Genomic DNA, 17,264 nt, shown 5'->3' on the forward strand with positions numbered 1-17,264 from the left:
AATTTATGAAAAAGTTTAGCTGTACCCTTATTTTGCTCCTGTCTGTCAGCATTTATGCGCAGTCCGAACTTGTTTTTGTATACTTTGCGGACAAGCCCAACAAAGCAACATTTTATGCCAACCCGCTGTCTGAACTCACGCAGAAATCCTTGGACCGCCGGCTCGCCCAGGGTATTGTGCTTAACGACCAGGATGCACCCGTGGAGCCCGCTTACCTGCAGAACATCCAGAACCTCGGATTCCCGATTTCAGATTATTCCAAGTGGCTGAATGGCGTTGCCGTGCTGGCCACTCCGGCACAAATCGCACAGCTTCAAACCCTGCCTTTTGTACAGTCTGTACAAAGTTTTGCCAGAAATGCTCATGCCACGGTAAAAGGCCTGGTACCTCAGGATAAATTCGCGACAACAGCAAAAACACCTGCCTTCAATTTTAATTACGGTACTGCACTGGTCCAGACAGAACAGATCAACCTCAAGAATCTCCATTTGGCGGGCTATACGGGTGCCGGAATCACAATTGCGGTTCTGGATACCGGATTTCCCAGCGTTGATACAGGTACAGCCTACCAAAGGCTTTGGACCAACGGTCAAATAAAAGGCGGATATAACTTCATCAGCAAGACTACCGATATTTATAATACTGCCCTAAACTCACATGGTTCCTATGTACTGGGTGTAATAGGTGGATATCTGGATCAGGCGTTTGTGGGCGCCGCACCGGATGCCGACCTTTATCTGTATGCCACAGAAGATGCCTCAGTAGAAATTCCGCAGGAAGAAATTTACTGGATTATGGCTGCTGAAGAAGCCGACCGTAAAGGTGTTGATGTCATCAACTCTTCCCTGGGTTACACTACTTTTGACGACCCCAGATACAGCTATACCTACGCCGATATGAACGGAACCACTTCCTTCATTGCGCGCGGCGCACAGATCGCGGCCGAGAAGGGGATATTCGTGGTTTCGGCCGCCGGCAATTCCGGTTCACAGACATGGCATTACATTGGGACACCGGCCGACAATCCGAAAGTTTTCACCATTGGCTCTGTAGATGCGAGTGGCAACCCCTCTCCCTTCTCTTCCTACGGACCCAACGCGGCGGGCGTGGTGAAACCTGATGCAAGCGCCCGCGGAACGGCCACGGCAACCGTTTACAACAGCAGCACAACTGCCGCAAACGGAACCTCCCTGGCCTCGCCCCTGGCGGCAGGTGGTGTTGCATGTTTGCTGCAGGCAGTCGCACCCGGTACCTCCCGTGAGTACCTGCGCACGCTTCTGAGGCAGACGGCCTCTCTTTACCCAAATACGAATGTACAGATGGGTTACGGAATCTTAAATTTTGGAAATGCCTTTCAGCAGTACCTGGCTACATCATCAGCACATTTGAATACTGTGAAACTCTATCCAAATCCTGCAACGGACCGGATCTATTTCAGCACTTCTGAAAAATTGCTTAGCGTGCAGATTTACGATCCCGCCGGGCGTCTGGTAATGACCTCAAATCCTATCCACAAAATTATGGACGTCAGCAGCCTGCAGCCCGGAGTCTATTTAATTACCGTAAAAACCGACAAAAGTCACTTTACGGAGAAACTTATCAAAAAGTAATTAAATCTCAAAAGTTTCATGCACCGATTCGGTAAAGGGAATTTCCGGATTTAAGATTTCAAGGATGAGATTCCGTATGGAAACCATGGCGTCCTGAAGTTCCCCTTTCTCAAAATGAAGCGGAATAACACCCTTACCTACTTCCGCAAAACTCCAGATGCCTGTTTGAATACTGCGCCCAGCAAACTGCGGGAGCCGCTGCATGACATAATTATATATGCAAAGCTGGAGTGCCTGTTTTTTGGAGTCATTAAAGAAGAAATCCTCGCGGTTTTTGTCTTCTATTGAAACTTTAAGCTCCTTACTCTTCCCTGTTTTGTAGTCAATGATTCTCAGCACGCCGTCCAGCTCATCAATGCGGTCGATAAACCCGTAAAAGGAAACTTTATCTGTTCTGTCTTCGTCCAGGTAGAAATCCACATCCTGAAATTCATGTTCCAGAGCTATAATACGCAGTTGACGGCCGCTTCTTATCAGTTCAAGATCGTGCTGCACCACCTTTTTCACCGCACGCAGGGCCACATTCTTATGGATATAGTTCATCCCTTTGTCGTAGAATTCAGGCTGATGGTTCAGATTTTCGATGGAGATATTAATCACTTCAAGAAACTGATCGTCTGTCAATGCCAGATCCCCCTCGTGAAGCACCTCATTGCCTACACCTTCATAAATGACCTGCAGGGCATAATGCACAAGGTTTCCGTAATTCATGACAGAAAGTTCTTCCTCAATCTGGCTGGCCTCCCTGGTCTTCAGTATTTTGGTCAGGTAAAAGTCAAGTGGATTATACAGATAACCCGTAAGATGAGTTGCTGAGATGCGTGTTTTCCAGACTTCAAGCTGATCCAGCACCGCCTGCGTCTTTTCAATGATAACCGGCTGCTTGCTCATGGGATTAGAAGCGTTCTCGATCACTACATGCTCAATCTGATGGAAGTGATCTTCAAATTCTAGTTGGGTGATAAACCTGCTTTTTTCGCCGGTATTCACACCGGAACTCAGCGCATTATACAGAAGATGTACATTTTCCGCATCCTGAAGCAAACGGTAGAAGTGATAAGCGTAAATACTGTCGTTTTCCAGAAAGGTGTGAAGGTTAAAATGAGTCCTTACATCAAAAGGCAGATAGGAATTCTGAGTATTTCCCAGCGGCAGTTTGCCCTCATTCACGGAAAGCAGAATAATATTTCTAAAATTGAGCAGCCTCGTCTCCAAAAGCCCCATTACCTGCAAGCCCTGTAAGGGTTCTCCCTGAAAATCGATAGCTTCCGAATTCACCAACTGATTGACCAACACCTCCAATGTTTCCATCTTTACCGGAAAACGGTAGGGCGCCAACTGGTTGCGGATCACACGGAAAGACTTTTCAAAATGGGAGATGTTTTCATACTGAATATCGTCCAGTTCGTTAAATTTAAGTTTAAAGCAAAACTCAATAATCAGGTCCAGAAACGCATTCACATCGGATGCGGGAAGGAAAAGCCCGAAATAAGAAAGGTTTTTCAGATGTTCGCTAACGAGTCGTCCGGACAGATAAACAATATTCCGGGACTCTACAAATGATTTGAAATCTGAAATTATTCTGAGGTCACCGTCGGAATTGGGCAGTTCCTCCAGAATTGAGAACAGGTCGTTATAGTAGTAAGAACCCGGTTTTGATTCCAGTTGCTTATGCAGATGGAAAAGGTGTTTCACCGCGTTACTGAAACCTAAATTTCTGAGCGGAAAACCCATAGTAATATTCAGGATCTCCACTTCAGCGAGTGCGTCCAGGGTGGCGGGCAAAAGATTTTCATCCAGCAGAACAACGGCGGTATCGGAAAGGTCTGTTTCTCGGTCTTTTATCCCACGCAGAATTCCCGGAAGGATTTTGGTTTGAGAAACATTTCCGGAAACTTCGTAAACTTTAATTTTTTTGGACTCCCGGAAATCATTTTCAATCCAGCGGAAATCACGGTTGTTATTGAATTCCTTCCATTTACGGTGCTCCCTCAGGAATTTTCCCGCTTCCTGTTTCTCATCATCCACATAATAGGCATCACCCTGGAAAAATACCTGACCCCTGTCCCACTGAAGCAGGCTGCGCACAAGCTGCTCCTCAACTTTTGTAAATGCATTGAAGCCACAAAACACAAATACCTTTGACGTTTCCTGCGCAAAGGGTTCAATCTTACTTCTCACTGCCTCATGTATCATACCGGATGTCGCCCAGTTCCGTTCGCGAAGTTTCTGCTTCAAGACAGGAAGAAACACATTCATATTCCTCCAGAAGGTGAGGTATTTCTTACGCGGCAATTCTTCCTGCTCACCCAAATCCTGAGCCCAGGCTTTTATGCGTTCCTCATCAAACATATACTCAAGTACTGCGCTGTCACTGTCGGAGAACTTCAGGATATCATCCCAGTCCTTCAGTACAGTAGGAAACCACTTCACGAAGCCTGCAAAATCGTCCTTCGGACTAAGGTTAAGTTCACTGTACACCTCGTAGGCAAAGAGCCAAAGACCAATGCCCTGCAAACGCTGCATCCCCGATATTTCAAGAATCAGGTCTTCTATGGTATGGAAAGCAGGCAGAAATCCTGAATAGCCTTTTTCCATCAGGATCCTTTTGATGAAAACAATTGGCCTTTTACCCGGCAGGACAATATTAAACCCTGATAAATCAGGGTTTTGTTCCAGAAGCTCTGTTAATATTTTATCCAAAAAGCGCATGTCAATGTAATCTAAAATCAGGAAGCAAAATTGCCTTTGGATAAATATACCACTTTTTTGGTCTCAAAGAATTCTTCTTCAAAATGGTCTTTCAAAGAATGGACTTCGCAGCGCAAACCGGCCAGTTCCTCGCCCAAATCGCCGCCTTTCAGATACAGTACGCCATTGTGTTTTCTGTTAAACTGCTCTTTTTCGAATTTACCCCGCAACCAGCGAAGGAATTCGGGCATCTGAGTGACCGCCCGGCTCACCACGAAATGAAATTTTTCTTTCAGTTTTTCGGCACGTTCATGAACTGCCGTCACGTTCTCAAGTTGCAGGGCTTCAGCAACTGCGCGCACTACAGTGATTTTCTTACCGATGCTGTCTATAAGTGTAAACTGAGTTTCGGGGAACAGAATAGCCAGCGGGATGCCCGGAAACCCTCCCCCGGTGCCGATATCCAAGACTTTGGTACCCGGGGCAAACTCCATTATCTTGGCGATACCCAGTGAGTGCAGCACATGTTTCTCATACAGCGAGTCGGTATCTTTTCGGGAAATCACATTGATTTTTTCATTCCATTCGGCATATAGGCCTTCCAGCTTTTCAAACTGCTTAATCTGAGTGTCAGTGAGATCCGGGAAATATTTGATGATAAGGTCTGCAGGCATTATTTATATTCTTCGCACAAAAATACTTTTCCTTTTGCGGCCGGCAAAATAATTTACAAAACCTATCTTTGTATGAACCACAAAATTTCCAATGGACAGACTATCCAACCGGCTTAAACGCCTGGGCTATTCCCAAACATTTGTAATGAGTAATAAGGCACGCGAAATGCGTGCAAACGGTACGGACGTCATAAGCCTCACCCTGGGTGAACCCGATTTTGATGTGCCTGAAAATATAAAACAGGCTGCACACGACGCGATCGACCAGAATTTCAGCCATTATTCGCCGGTACCGGGTTTTCTGGAACTTAGGGAAGCTATTGCTGCAAAACTTAAGCGCGACAACAACCTGGACTACAAGCCTACTCAAATTTGTGTGTCCAATGGTGCCAAGCAAGCCATCCTGAATGTGCTTGCTGCGGTACTGAACGAGGGCGATGAAGTAATACTGCCTGCACCTTTTTGGGTGAGCTATGATGAGATGGTGAAAATGATGGACGGAACATCTGTGATCATCAATACAGCCTACGAAAACGATTTCAAGATTACGGCAGAGCAGCTTGAAGAAGCGATCACACCCCGCACTAAGGTCCTGCTGTACAGTTCACCGTGTAACCCTTCAGGAAGCTATTACACTTATGATGAGTTACGTTCGCTGGCTGAAGTAATAGCCAAACACCCGCAAATCACCGTGATTTCTGATGAGATTTATGAATACATCAACTACGAAACCAGCACCAAATCAATTGCAGCTTTTGACGAAATTTATGATCAGGTAGCGGTCATCAACGGCATGTCCAAAGGATTTGCCATGACGGGGTGGCGCATAGGTTACTCCGCATGTCCCGAATGGCTGGCCCGTGCATGTGAAAAGATACAGGGACAGATGACCAGCGGACCCAATACCGTAGCTCAGCGTGCAGCCATGACTGCCCTGAAGACGGATCCTGCCGAATACAAATATATGATTGACGAATTCCGCAAAAGAAGGGATCTTTTTTATGATTTGATGAAAGAAATTCCGGGTTTCAAAGTTCTGTTGCCCAAATCAGCTTTCTATCTGTTTCCCGATGTATCATATTATATCGGGAGAACACTGAACGGTCGGAAAATTGAAAATTCAGACGACCTTGCCATGTATCTCCTTGAAAACGCACATGTGGGTTCAGTGGGTGGCGTATCTTTTGGCAGCCCAGATTGTCTCAGATTTTCCTACGCGGCATCAGAGCAGGATCTTAGAGAAGCGATGCGCCGGATAAAAAGATGCCTGGAGGAAACAGTGATAAGTTCAGTAGAAGAAATAAATCCTTCCTAATCACCTTGATAGTTTTTATAAATGAATATCTATTGTTTTAATAGACAAAACTGTGTACATTTGTATTACGAAATTAACAACAATAAATAATTAAAATTATGTCATTAGTAGGAAAAAAATTTCCAAGCATCACTGTAGATGCGATGTCTGAGATGGGTGATGATCTGAAGATCAACATTTTTGAAGAAGCTACAAAAAACAATGAGAAGATCCTGCTTTTCTGGTATCCGAAAGATTTCACTTTCGTTTGCCCTACAGAATTACATGCATTCCAGGATGCGCTTGGCGAATTTGAAAAAAGGAATACAAGAGTGATCGGTGCTTCCTGCGATACCAATGAAGTTCACTTTGCCTGGCTGAACACAGCAAAGGAAAACGGAGGAATTGAAGGGGTAACCTACCCGATTCTGGCTGATACGCACCGTCAGCTGGCTAATACTCTTGGAATTGTGGATCAGGATTTTGAATACGATGAGGAAGGTAACGAAACTTTCACAGGCTCTAATGTAACCTACAGAGCAACATATCTTGTAGATGAAACCGGGAAAATTTTCCATGAGTCCGTAAACGATATGCCTCTTGGAAGAAACGTAAAGGAATACATCAGACTTATTGATGCTTACACGCACGTACAGAAACATGGTGAAGTTTGCCCTGCCAACTGGGAGGAAGGTAAAGAAGCAATGAACGCCAACCGCGAATCTACTGCAGAATACCTGGCAAAGCACCAGAACTAATATTTTAAATTTTTGAAGACATGTATACAGAACTAACTGAAGACATCCTTCAGGAAAAAATTGCAGAACACGATAAAGTAGTAGTGCAGTATGGTGCCACATGGTGCGGTAACTGCCGGATTATGAAGCCTAAGTTTAAGAAACTGGCTGCTGAAAACGAAGACATTCCGTTTTACTACGTAGATGCTGAAAAACTGCCGGAGAGCCGGAAATTAGCCAAGGTGGACAATCTGCCTACTTTTGCGGTGTTCAAAGCTGGAGAGCTCGTTAATCAGGTACAGACTAACCAGCAGGACAGCCTAATTAACCTTTTTAAAGAATTAGCGTAATGAAACTACCGGTAATAAGACAGTTCTACCAGAATCAGACTCCTGAAAAACTGGAGGCCACACTGGAAGTCCTGGAATCTTTTTCAGAATTCAGAGGTACTTCCGAGGAGGACCTTAATGTAGTTGGGGAACTGATCACCAATATCTGCGGGGCTCTGGAAGCACATGCCAATGTTAAGAACGGTATGAGCGAGAAAGATGCACTGAACAGTTTTGCCCAGAAAGTGATGGGCTCAATCGATAAATAATTCACTTAAATAACAGAAAGAAAGGACTTCAGCGTTTGCTGAGGTCCTTTTTTAAATTTTTCAAAAGTAATTTAGTTTAGATAACCTCCAGAAAGCGCATTGTATCCACATTATCCGCATAGGTATCCAAACCCGGACTCTGTGCTTCGCCAAAACCAATTGAGTTAAGTCCCAGTTCTGCCTTAGCCACCACGGTCTGAATATCCTGCTCATTAGCGGCCAGGAACTTTTTTACTTCATCCAGATCAGAATAGCGGGAAACATTGATCACAGAAAGTGGCGAGAACAGCTTGTCGTCTTCCTTCAGCATAACAAAATTGTTGTCCCAGAACTTTTCGAGATTCAGCAGATAAACTGCACGGTTGTACTCGTAATTATTAGCGTACTTGTTATGGTTAATTACGTCACTGAAACCTATGAAATTTTCAAAAAGCCTGTCTACCATAAAACCTTCAGGCATCAGGATACGTGTTACATTACGGCACCCCAGACCATAGTAGCGGAAAATATCCTCTGCCAGAAGCTGAAGTTCTTCATCACTTTCATCCCCTTTCAGAACAGCTACAGAAGTGCGGTTCTTTCGGATGATGCTGAGGTGGTCTCTGAAATAATATTCAAGATACCTTGCCGTATTGTTGCTGCCCGTGGCAATAACAGCATCAAAATCCTGTAGTTTTTCTACTGTTTCATATTGCACCTCACCACCGGACTTCTTATTCCACAAACGAAGCAGGAACGGTAGCATCTGTCTGTCTTTAGAGGATAATTTGATTACGGGAATATGATTACTCAGCACAACGGCCAGTACATCATGAAAGCCAACCATTGGTATATTTCCTGCCAGAATAAGACCTACTCTTTTGGGTTGCGCAGCAACACGGTATGCCGAGAGCCATGCCCTTAATTTTGCTTCGGTCAGCAGCAAACTCCACTGCTTCATTGCAAAACGCTGATTTTCCTGTGTAAACCACGGATTTTCATTTTCTGATTTGCTCAGTACGGTTTCAAATTCGAGATCTGTTTCGTTAAAGGAGGCCGGATCCTTTTCCAAAAAATCCTGAATATATTTACCCACGGCACACAGTCCTGCAATCTGCTTCTCTTGATTCATTTTGATATTATTGCGGGGCCAAATAGTTTCAACCCGTTCCGGCTGCAAAAATAACCAATTTGAAGCGAAACGTTCGGAATTATAGCTTCAGTTTCCATCACAGTTTATTAAGCCTTATTAAAGTTACTTTGAGTAATGGTGAAAAATCAGCTGCACACTTTGGTTTTCCCCCGCGGTATGCGCTATTTTTTCTTAACTTTGCACCAAATTTAAAATAAGTAATAGCTATGGCTATCAAAATAACTGATGAATGTATAAATTGTGGCGCCTGTGAACCGGAATGCCCTAATAATGCAATCTATGAAGGAGCGGTGGATTGGAAGGCTTCCGAAGGAACTTCCCTTTCCGGCCGAGTGGTATTGAAATCCGGTCTTACTGTAGACGCTGATGCGCCCCAGGAACCGGTAAGTGATGATGTTTACTTTATTGTGACTGACAAGTGCACCGAGTGTATAGGCTTCCACGAGGAGCCCCAGTGTGCTGCCGTTTGCCCTGTAGACTGCTGCATACCGGATGAGGATCATGTAGAGTCGGAAGAAAGTTTACTGGAGAAAAAAGCTTTCCTGCACGGAGAATAATTACAGGCCCGCTCATTTTTGGTGGGCTTTTTTTAGCCCGCTCCAGCATTAAAGAAACATAAATACACAACCAAAAATACTAAATGATGAAAAAACATAACTTCAGTGCAGGTCCCTGCATTTTACCTCAGGAAGTTTTCACCAAATCAGCAGAAGCCATTCTGGACTTTAACGGTATGGGGCTTTCACTCCTTGAAATCTCACACCGCAGCAAAGAATTTGTAGCGGTGATGGATGAAGCAAGGGCCATCGTAAAAAGACTGATGAATTTGGGCGACGATTATGAGGTTCTTTATCTGGGCGGTGGTGCCAGCCTGCAGTTTGCAATGGTACCCTTCAACCTGATGAAGGCTGAAAATGGTAGGGCTGCGTACTTGGATACCGGAACCTGGGCAGCTGGAGCCATTAAGGAGGCAAAGAAATTCGGAACTGTAGATGTCATCGGATCATCCAAAGAGTCCAATTATTCGTTTATTCCAAAAGACTATACTGCCGACAGCAGTTATGATTACTTTCACTGCACCTCCAACAATACCATTTACGGAACTCAGATGAAAGAATTCCCAAAAGTGGACACACTGATGGTTTGCGATATGAGTTCTGACATCTTCTCCCGTGTAGTAGATTATTCCCAATTTGACCTGATCTACGCAGGGGCTCAGAAAAATATGGGTCCTGCGGGTGTTACGCTCGTTGTGGTTAAGAAAAGCATCCTGGGTAAAAGTGGTCGCGATATTCCTTCAATTCTCGATTATGAGCAACATATCTCAAAGGAATCCATGTACAATACTCCACCGGTTTTCCCGGTATATGCTACCATGCTTACGCTTCAGCATTTGGAGAACAATGGTGGTATAGCTGCGGCTGAGGCCCGAAACAACGCTAAAGCCGAACTGCTTTACAGTGAAATTGACAGAAATCCGCTCTTTGAAACGTTCTGCGTACCTGAAGACCGTTCGGTGATGAATGTTTCATTCAAACTTGTGGACGAATCCAAAAAAGAACAGTTCGACAGTGCCTGGAAAGCAGCCGGCATCAGTGGACTGAACGGCCACCGCAGCCTGGGCGGATACCGTGCCAGCATGTATAATGCAATGTCTTTGGAAAGTGTGCAGGTGCTTGTTGATGTAATGAAAAGCCTGTAAACACGATAAATTTTAACTTACCCTCTAATTTCCAAGAATAATGATAGTTTTAGCTAACGACGGAATTTCCAAGGCAGGAGAAAATAAACTGAAGGAAAACGGTATTGAGCTCTTAGATGCCAGGGTTTCACAGGAACATCTTAGCGGTTTTATTAACGAGAATAACGTGGATGTGCTATTGGTGCGCAGTGCCACTAAAGTAAGACAGGATCTAATTGATGCCTGCCCGTCACTGAAGATTATTGGACGCGGCGGTGTAGGCATGGATAATATTGATGTTGAATACGCAATTGAAAAAGGTCTGTACGTAATCAATACGCCTAACGCGTCTTCGCGTTCCGTGGCCGAACTCGTTTTTGCTCACTTTTTCAGCCTTGCAAGATTTCTGCACGAATCCAACCGGATGATGCCGCTGGAAGGTGATACACAGTTTAATGCGCTCAAGAAATCATACAGCAACGCCAGCGAGCTTGAAGGGAAGACCCTGGGCGTAATCGGATTTGGCGGCATCGGTCAGGAAGTGGTTAAGATGGGAATTTCCCTGGGAATGAAGGTGAAGGTACTCACCAGAAAGCCGCGGACGGAAACACTCAGCCTGAGTTTTTTTGACGGTCAAACTGTAAAATTTGAAATAACTTCAACAACTGATTACAGCGGGTTCCTGAAAGATACCGATTTCATCAGCATCAATACGCCGAAAACAGAGGGCTATGTACTGGATACGCCTCAGTTTGAGATGATGAAAGACGGTGTTTATATCGTGAACACTGCCAGAGGTGGTGTAATTAATGAAGTAACGCTTCTGGATTTCATTGAATCCGGCAGGATTGCCGGTGCAGCCCTGGACGTTTTTGAAAACGAACCTACACCTGAACTGCCGTTACTGATGAATCCTAACCTTTCGCTTACACCGCACCTTGGAGGCAATACACTGGACGCACAGGAAAAAATTGGCACTGAACTGGCGCAGCAGATCATCGCAATTAAGAACTCAATTGTCTAACGATGCCGATATTTAAGCCTTTTCGCGGTATACGTCCGCACCAAGACTATCTGGATGTATTTCCAACGCATCCGCTGGACAATTTTACACAGGAAGAAATCAACAGAAAAGCGCAGGAAGACTTTTCCTACGTACAGATGATCAAACCCTATGTGGTGAGTAAATCCAAAGATATAGACCGCAACCTCAGGAAAATAAGGACCAATTTCGAGGAACTCCTGGAGGATAAGAAACTCATACAGGACGCCTCCTCTTATTATTTGTATGAGCAGATCAAACCCGACAAAACCGTCTTCCGCGGTCTGCTCGGCCTGGTCTCTGTAGAGGATTTCTGGGACGGGAAAATCAAGAGACACGAAAGCACCATTCCGCAAAAGAAAGAAAAACTTGCCCAATACCTGGACAAAGTGGGTCTGCAGGCGGAACCCGTACTCCTGACGTATCCGGCCAATTCGAAAGTTGAACTCCTGATGAATCATGAGGAAAAGAATGTTCCCCTGCTTAATTATTATGACAGCCGCGGCATTCGTCATAAGGTTTGGAAAATAGACAACCGCCTGAAAATGCAGCAGTTTAAGGAAGTACTGGAGCAGATAGACTCTTTCTACATTGCCGACGGGCATCACCGTATAGGTTCCACCGCTCTGAACGCCAGAAATCATAAGGAGAAAAATAAGAAGCATAAAGGTACAGAGCCCTACAACTATATTTTCAGCTTCATTGTTTCCAACCAGTCCATTAAAATTCATGATTACAACCGGGTCGTTAAAGACCGTAACGGACTTTCGTCAGAGGAGATTTTAGCGAAACTGGAACAGTGTTTTGATATTCATGTTAAAGGTGAAGAACCGTACTATCCTTCGCAGAAATTTCATATTTCAATGTATATGGACGGGCTGTTCTACTCCCTGCATGTGAAGCACAGTTTACGCAATCCCGAGATTTCCAAAGACAACCTGGACCACCATCTGCTGGACAAATATATATTAAGAGACATCCTCGGAATAGAAAATACCGACAGCTCGGAGCAGATAAGATATGTGAAAGGGAACTCCTCAGTTGAAGGCATATTAAAAATGAAAGCCGAAGTTGACTTACATGAAGGTCAGATCGGATTCGGGGTATATCCTGTCAGCTTTAATGAGATGCTTAAAATTTCGGACAACCGGATCAGCATGCCACCCAAATGCACTTACATTGAGCCCAAACTCATTACAGCGCTGGTCATGTATGACATGAAGTAAATTTCTTATTTTTGAGTCCTGAAAGGAAATAAAAATGAAGAAAACCCTAATAATCATTCCACTCTTTTTGGGTGGAATTTTATTTTCTCAGCGTAAGCCTTCATCCCAGCCAAAAACGGATTTCGCCGGCGAATTCCGCAGGATTTCCGATGAAATTATGCTGAACAGCAATGCGTATGAGAACCTGCGCGAACTTGTGAAAGGAATTGGCCCCCGCTTTGCCGCGACGCCCGCCTACGACAAAGCTGTTGTTTGGGCCGAAAAAAAATTTGCAGAGAACGGCGGTTCCAATATTCGCAGACAGGATGTGATGGTGCCTGTTTGGGAGCGCGGCCGCGAAAGCGTTCAGATAAAAACGGCGGGCGGGAACTGGAAAAGCATACCGGCACTGGCTTTGGGTACCTCTGAGGGTACGGGAGGAAAAGACTTAACCGGTGAAATCATTTTCGCCAAAGACCTGGCAGAATTTTCACAGATGTTTCCAAGCGATGTAAAGGACAAAATTGTTTTCTTTAATTACGCGTTCGACCAAACTATCATTAACCCAAATGAAGCCTATCTTATTGCAGGCAAGTACCGCTGGTCCACACCCTCTCTGGCCAGCCGCAAAGGAGCCAAAGCAGTACTTACCCGTTCGGCAACCTCCGCTTCAGACGATCTGCCCCATACCGGAAGTGTATATTACGACGTACTGGACAAGAACAGGATTCCGGCACTGTCAATTGGTGCACGCAGCGCCGATGAACTGGAACAGTTAGTTAAGAAACAGCCTGTCATGGTTAAGATTAACACCACCTCCGCTACAAAAGGCGAAAAGATTAATCATAACGTGATTGCTGAAATTCCGGGGAATAAGGACAACAGTGTCATCGTGATAGGTGCACATCTGGATTCCTGGGATATTTCCGAAGGAGCACATGACAATGGTGCAGGTGTGGTGCAGGTACTGGAAGTACTTCGCGTCTTTAAAAAACTTGATATCAAGAACAGACATACTTTACGTTTCGTTCTTTTTGCCAATGAAGAAAACGGCGTTCATGGCGGCGAGACATATGCTGCTGCCGTTAAGAAATCAGGCGAAAAACATATCTTTGCGATAGAGAGCGATGCCGGCGGATATTCTCCACGCGGGATTTCACTGGACATGATTCCGCAGCGGCGCAGGCTGGTCTTTGCCTGGAAAAACTTTTTCCTGCCTTACGGAGTGTACGATTTTACGCAGGAAACTTCCGGACAGGACATAGCGCCACTGAAAAAGCTGGGTATACCTTTGGCAGAACTGGTTCCGGATATGCAGCGCTATTTCGATATCCACCATACCAGTCAGGATACTTTTGATAAAGTAAACCGGCGTGAATTAAACCTCGGCGCCGTGGCTATGGCTCAAATGGTTTATATGATCGACCAGAACTGGTAGATTACACAACTTCATTATCTTTTCAAATAATCAACAAAAAAAGGCTGTCTCCTTGCGGGACAGCCTGTATGTATTATTCTGTTCTGATTACTTGATCTTCACCAGTTCCACATCGAAAACCAACCATGCATTTGGCGGAATTACACCACCTGCACCGTTCGGTCCGTAGGCAAGTTCCGAAGGAATAAGCAGAGTGGCGGTTTCACCCTCCTTTAGCATCAGGATACCTTCGTCCCAACCTTTTATTACACGTCCTGTTCCTACCGGAAATTCCAGTGGCTGATTTCTTTTGTAAGAGCTGTCGAATTCTGTTCCGTCCACCAGGCGGCCGGCGTAATGTACGGCTACCATATCACCTGCTTTTGGCTCCTTGCCCGCAGCAGTTTTAGTGATCTTATAGTAAAGACCGGAAGCAGTTTTTTGCATACCGGCTGCCATCTCATCAACCAGTCTTTGCTGATTGGCTTTGAACTCAGCTTCTTTTTTTGCCTTTTCCTCCTCCATTTTGCTAAGGTAGACCTTGTTATTTTCCTGAATTTTATCCTTACCAGTTTCAAAAAGTTTTGCTGCATCGTAGTTCTTATAGCTGTCGCCTTTGCTGAAGATGGAAACTTTCTCCAGTACAACGTCTGTTTTAGGCTTATCCTGTGGTCCTTTTTCTACAGCTGCTATTGTATCTATCACTTCAACACCGTTCACTACTTTCCCGAATATGGTATGTTTACCGTCCAGCCAGGGTGTTGGTACCTGAGTAATGAAAAATTGAGATCCGTTGGTATTCGGACCGGAGTTCGCCATTGAAAGAACACCCTTCACATCATGTTTCAGATCGTTCTTCTCATCAGCAAACTTATAGCCGGGGTCGCCCATTCCTGTTCCCTGCGGATCTCCGCCCTGGATCATAAAATCTGAAATTACGCGGTGAAAAATGGTACCGTCGTAGAAAGGTACCCCTTTTCCTTTGGACTTGTTGGGAATGCTACCTTCTGCAAGGCCAACAAAATTAGCAACTGTTACAGGCGATTTTTCATCCTCCAGTTTTACAATCATGTTCCCTTTTGTGGTTTGAAGGTGCGCATAAAGCCCGTCATTCAAACCTTCGTACGTTTGTTTGTCTACATTCATCTTTTTATATATTGGTGTACAGCTAAATAGCGTTAATCCTGCTATTGCTAAAATTGAGTATTTTCTGAACATTACTGGTTTATTATTGTTAATGCGGTGAGCATGGCGAAAATACGGAATTCGCCCCAAATAATAAAACAAAAAGTCAGGCAACTAAGCCTGACTCTAATCTGTAAATTATATGGATTATACTGTCTGAAGAACGTCTTTTTCAACCTTCTCTCTCCAGCCAAACGGATCTTCGGCCGCATTGGTCTGAATATCAACAAGGGCTTTCTTAAGAGAAAGAGCATAACTCTCTTGTTCTGAAAGTACAGGAAGTTCAAAATTCCGGCCCTGATAACCGAAGGATTTGAATGCAGTCGTTACGACAGCAGTACCTACTCCCCAGATTTCCTTAAGCGTTCCGTCTTTGTGAGCCGCCAGAACATCTTTCACAGCGATTGGCTCTACCCTAACGTCAATTCCTTTATGCTTAGCCAGAGTAATGAAACTGTCTCTTGTAACCCCATCCAGGATTTTTTCAGATGTTGGAGGTGTATAGATGGTATCACCAATCCTAACAAAAACATTCATGGTGCCACTTTCTTCAAAATACTCATGCGTACTGTCATCGGTCCAGATAATCTGCTCATAACCTTCCTCATTAGCCAGCTGGGTAGGATAGAAAGATGCCGCATAGTTACCGGCCGCTTTGGCAAATCCAACTCCGCCACTGGCAGCACGTGAATAATAATCCGAAATCTTCACCGACACCGGTGCGCTGTAATAGCTGGTAGCCGGTGCAGCCACAATTGCGAACATATATTTGTTGGAAACCCTTGCTTTCAATCCTTCTTCGGTAGCGAAGATCAGCGGACGGATGTACAGTGATTTACCTTCTCCGGTAGGAATCCAAGCTCTGTCTATGTCCATAAGTGCTTTCAGACCACCAACAAAAACCTCCTCAGGAATCTCGGGCATCGCCAGACGCTTGGCTGACTTGTTAATCCTTTCAAAATTTTTATTTACACGGAAAAGATAAACTTCGTCATTACTGTCTTTATATGCTTTCATACCCTCAAAACAGGCCTGACCGTAATTAAACGCCATATTGGAAGGTGAAAAAGGCAGCGGACCGTAAGGCATGAGCTTCGCCTCACCCCAGGCACCATTTTCATATTCACATATAATCATATGATCCGTGAAGTGGTCTCCGAATGAGTAATTTTCTGGATCAAAGGAAGAAATCCTTGAATTTTCGGTTTTTTGGATTATCATTTCTTAATTTTTTTAAACGTGTTTTACAACTCTAAATAATTTTTTAAATATACATATTTTAGTTTAAATTTGAAAAAAAATAAGTTGAAAAGAGAGGTTAAAGTCACATCTGACGGCAGTAAGACACTGTTTATCAATGAATTGAATGAAGGCTATCATTCACATCACGGTGCGCTTCAGGAAGCAAAACACGTATTTATTGATAATGGACTAAAATTAGTTAATGATTACGAAATTAATATTTTAGAACTGGGTTTTGGAACAGGATTGAACGTTTTAGTCACTATTGATGAGTTTTTAAAAACTGACAAAAATCATAAAATAAACTTTTATACCCTTGAAAAATATCCCATAACTGAAGCGGAGATTAAAGAGTTGGACTACAGTGACCTTTTTTCAAACAGTGAACTGCAGGAAATGTACCTTAAAATTCATGAATCCGACTGGGAAGTTCCTGTTGAAATTCTGCCGAATTTCAGTCTTCAGAAAATACAGGTTGATTTCCACGCTTTGCCTTCGGTTGAAATCCCTAAAATCAATTTAGTATATTACGACTGTTTCGGCGCACGTGTGCAGCCGGATCTTTGGGAGGAATCTCTATTTGCATCTGTGGCCGAAAAAATGTCTGAAGGCGGACTATTAACGACCTATTCCAGCAAAGGTTCTGTGCGCCGTATCTTAAAGGCCCTGGATTTTGAAGTGGAGAAGAAAGCCGGACCGCCGGGAAAACGTGAGATGCTCATCGCCTGGAAAAACTCATTAACAAAAAAATAATGT

Annotated in this window: 16 protein-coding genes; 11 read left to right on the plus strand and 5 right to left on the minus strand. The window is 44.3% G+C overall.

Features of this window, described 5'->3' with window-relative positions; all coding sequences use genetic code 11:
* Positions 1 to 5: 5 nt before the first annotated feature.
* The gene (locus F7R58_RS06470) at positions 6 to 1,610 is read left to right on the plus strand and encodes a S8 family peptidase (RefSeq protein ID WP_158064120.1); all 1,605 of its coding nucleotides are present in this window, start codon (positions 6 to 8) and stop codon (positions 1,608 to 1,610) included.
* Here F7R58_RS06470 and F7R58_RS06475 read toward each other — a convergent pair whose 3' ends face one another.
* Together F7R58_RS06475 and rsmG are read right to left on the minus strand one after the other, a co-directional pair.
* Positions 1,611 to 4,322 carry a PD-(D/E)XK nuclease family protein gene (locus tag F7R58_RS06475; RefSeq protein WP_158064121.1) on the minus strand — a complete coding sequence of 904 codons (2,712 nt, stop codon included), beginning with the start codon at positions 4,320 to 4,322 and terminating at the stop codon, positions 1,611 to 1,613. It abuts the gene before it with no gap.
* A gap of 17 nt (positions 4,323 to 4,339) precedes the next feature.
* Positions 4,340 to 4,975, minus strand: coding sequence for a 16S rRNA (guanine(527)-N(7))-methyltransferase RsmG (gene rsmG, locus F7R58_RS06480; RefSeq protein WP_158064122.1), 636 nt, complete (start codon positions 4,973 to 4,975; stop codon positions 4,340 to 4,342).
* A gap of 91 nt (positions 4,976 to 5,066) precedes the next feature.
* Here rsmG and F7R58_RS06485 point away from each other — a divergent pair, with 91 nt between their 5' ends.
* The 4 genes from F7R58_RS06485 to F7R58_RS06500 all read left to right on the plus strand — a co-directional run bounded on the left by F7R58_RS06485 (position 5,067) and on the right by F7R58_RS06500 (position 7,604).
* Entirely contained in the window at positions 5,067 to 6,290 is a 1,224-nt protein-coding gene (locus tag F7R58_RS06485; protein WP_158064123.1) for a pyridoxal phosphate-dependent aminotransferase, read from the plus strand.
* Positions 6,291 to 6,388: 98 nt separating this feature from the next.
* Positions 6,389 to 7,027, plus strand: coding sequence for a peroxiredoxin (locus F7R58_RS06490; RefSeq protein ID WP_158064124.1), 639 nt, complete (start codon positions 6,389 to 6,391; stop codon positions 7,025 to 7,027).
* A gap of 20 nt (positions 7,028 to 7,047) precedes the next feature.
* The gene (locus F7R58_RS06495; protein WP_158064125.1) at positions 7,048 to 7,356 is read left to right on the plus strand and encodes a thioredoxin family protein; all 309 of its coding nucleotides are present in this window, start codon (positions 7,048 to 7,050) and stop codon (positions 7,354 to 7,356) included.
* Complete coding sequence (locus F7R58_RS06500; RefSeq protein WP_158064126.1) at positions 7,356 to 7,604, plus strand: DUF6952 family protein; 249 nt, start codon at positions 7,356 to 7,358, stop codon at positions 7,602 to 7,604. Before F7R58_RS06495 ends, F7R58_RS06500 begins: the two co-directional genes overlap by 1 nt.
* A 76-nt stretch (positions 7,605 to 7,680) precedes the next feature.
* On the opposite strand, the gene F7R58_RS06505 is transcribed toward F7R58_RS06500, so the two are convergent.
* Positions 7,681 to 8,715, minus strand: coding sequence for an acyl-CoA reductase (locus F7R58_RS06505; protein ID WP_158064127.1), 1,035 nt, complete (start codon positions 8,713 to 8,715; stop codon positions 7,681 to 7,683).
* A gap of 227 nt (positions 8,716 to 8,942) precedes the next feature.
* Between F7R58_RS06505 and F7R58_RS06510 the strand changes: the two genes are divergently transcribed.
* The 5 genes from F7R58_RS06510 (at position 8,943) to F7R58_RS06530 (ending at position 14,102) form a co-directional block, all read left to right on the plus strand.
* Entirely contained in the window at positions 8,943 to 9,293 is a 351-nt protein-coding gene (locus tag F7R58_RS06510) for a 4Fe-4S dicluster domain-containing protein (RefSeq protein ID WP_158064128.1), read from the plus strand.
* 86 nt (positions 9,294 to 9,379) lie between these two features.
* Positions 9,380 to 10,438 (plus strand): 3-phosphoserine/phosphohydroxythreonine transaminase, encoded by a 1,059-nt coding sequence (gene serC, locus F7R58_RS06515; RefSeq protein ID WP_187695280.1) that lies wholly within the window; start codon positions 9,380 to 9,382, stop codon positions 10,436 to 10,438.
* A gap of 40 nt (positions 10,439 to 10,478) precedes the next feature.
* Positions 10,479 to 11,441 (plus strand): D-2-hydroxyacid dehydrogenase, encoded by a 963-nt coding sequence (locus tag F7R58_RS06520; RefSeq protein WP_158064130.1) that lies wholly within the window; start codon positions 10,479 to 10,481, stop codon positions 11,439 to 11,441.
* 2 nt (positions 11,442 to 11,443) lie between these two features.
* Positions 11,444 to 12,685 carry a DUF1015 domain-containing protein gene (locus F7R58_RS06525; RefSeq protein WP_158064131.1) on the plus strand — a complete coding sequence of 414 codons (1,242 nt, stop codon included), beginning with the start codon at positions 11,444 to 11,446 and terminating at the stop codon, positions 12,683 to 12,685.
* A gap of 34 nt (positions 12,686 to 12,719) precedes the next feature.
* A complete protein-coding gene (locus F7R58_RS06530; RefSeq protein WP_158064132.1) occupies positions 12,720 to 14,102 on the plus strand; it encodes a M28 family peptidase in 1,383 nt (460 codons plus the stop codon).
* An 87-nt stretch (positions 14,103 to 14,189) separates the two neighbouring features.
* On the opposite strand, the gene F7R58_RS06535 is transcribed toward F7R58_RS06530, so the two are convergent.
* Together F7R58_RS06535 and F7R58_RS06540 are read right to left on the minus strand one after the other, a co-directional pair.
* Positions 14,190 to 15,227, minus strand: coding sequence for a peptidylprolyl isomerase (locus F7R58_RS06535; RefSeq protein ID WP_158064133.1), 1,038 nt, complete (start codon positions 15,225 to 15,227; stop codon positions 14,190 to 14,192).
* Between the two features lie 186 nt (positions 15,228 to 15,413).
* Positions 15,414 to 16,487, minus strand: a complete 1,074-nt coding sequence (locus F7R58_RS06540; RefSeq protein WP_158064134.1) for a branched-chain amino acid aminotransferase — start codon at positions 16,485 to 16,487, stop codon at positions 15,414 to 15,416.
* Positions 16,488 to 16,571: 84 nt separating this feature from the next.
* Here F7R58_RS06540 and mnmD point away from each other — a divergent pair, with 84 nt between their 5' ends.
* Positions 16,572 to 17,261, plus strand: a complete 690-nt coding sequence (gene mnmD / locus F7R58_RS06545) for a tRNA (5-methylaminomethyl-2-thiouridine)(34)-methyltransferase MnmD (protein ID WP_158065412.1) — start codon at positions 16,572 to 16,574, stop codon at positions 17,259 to 17,261.
* Positions 17,262 to 17,264: the final 3 nt, after the last annotated feature.

The organism is Chryseobacterium sp. (genome assembly GCF_008831505.1).
In the GTDB taxonomy this organism is placed as follows: Bacteria; Bacteroidota; Bacteroidia; order Flavobacteriales; family Weeksellaceae; genus Marnyiella.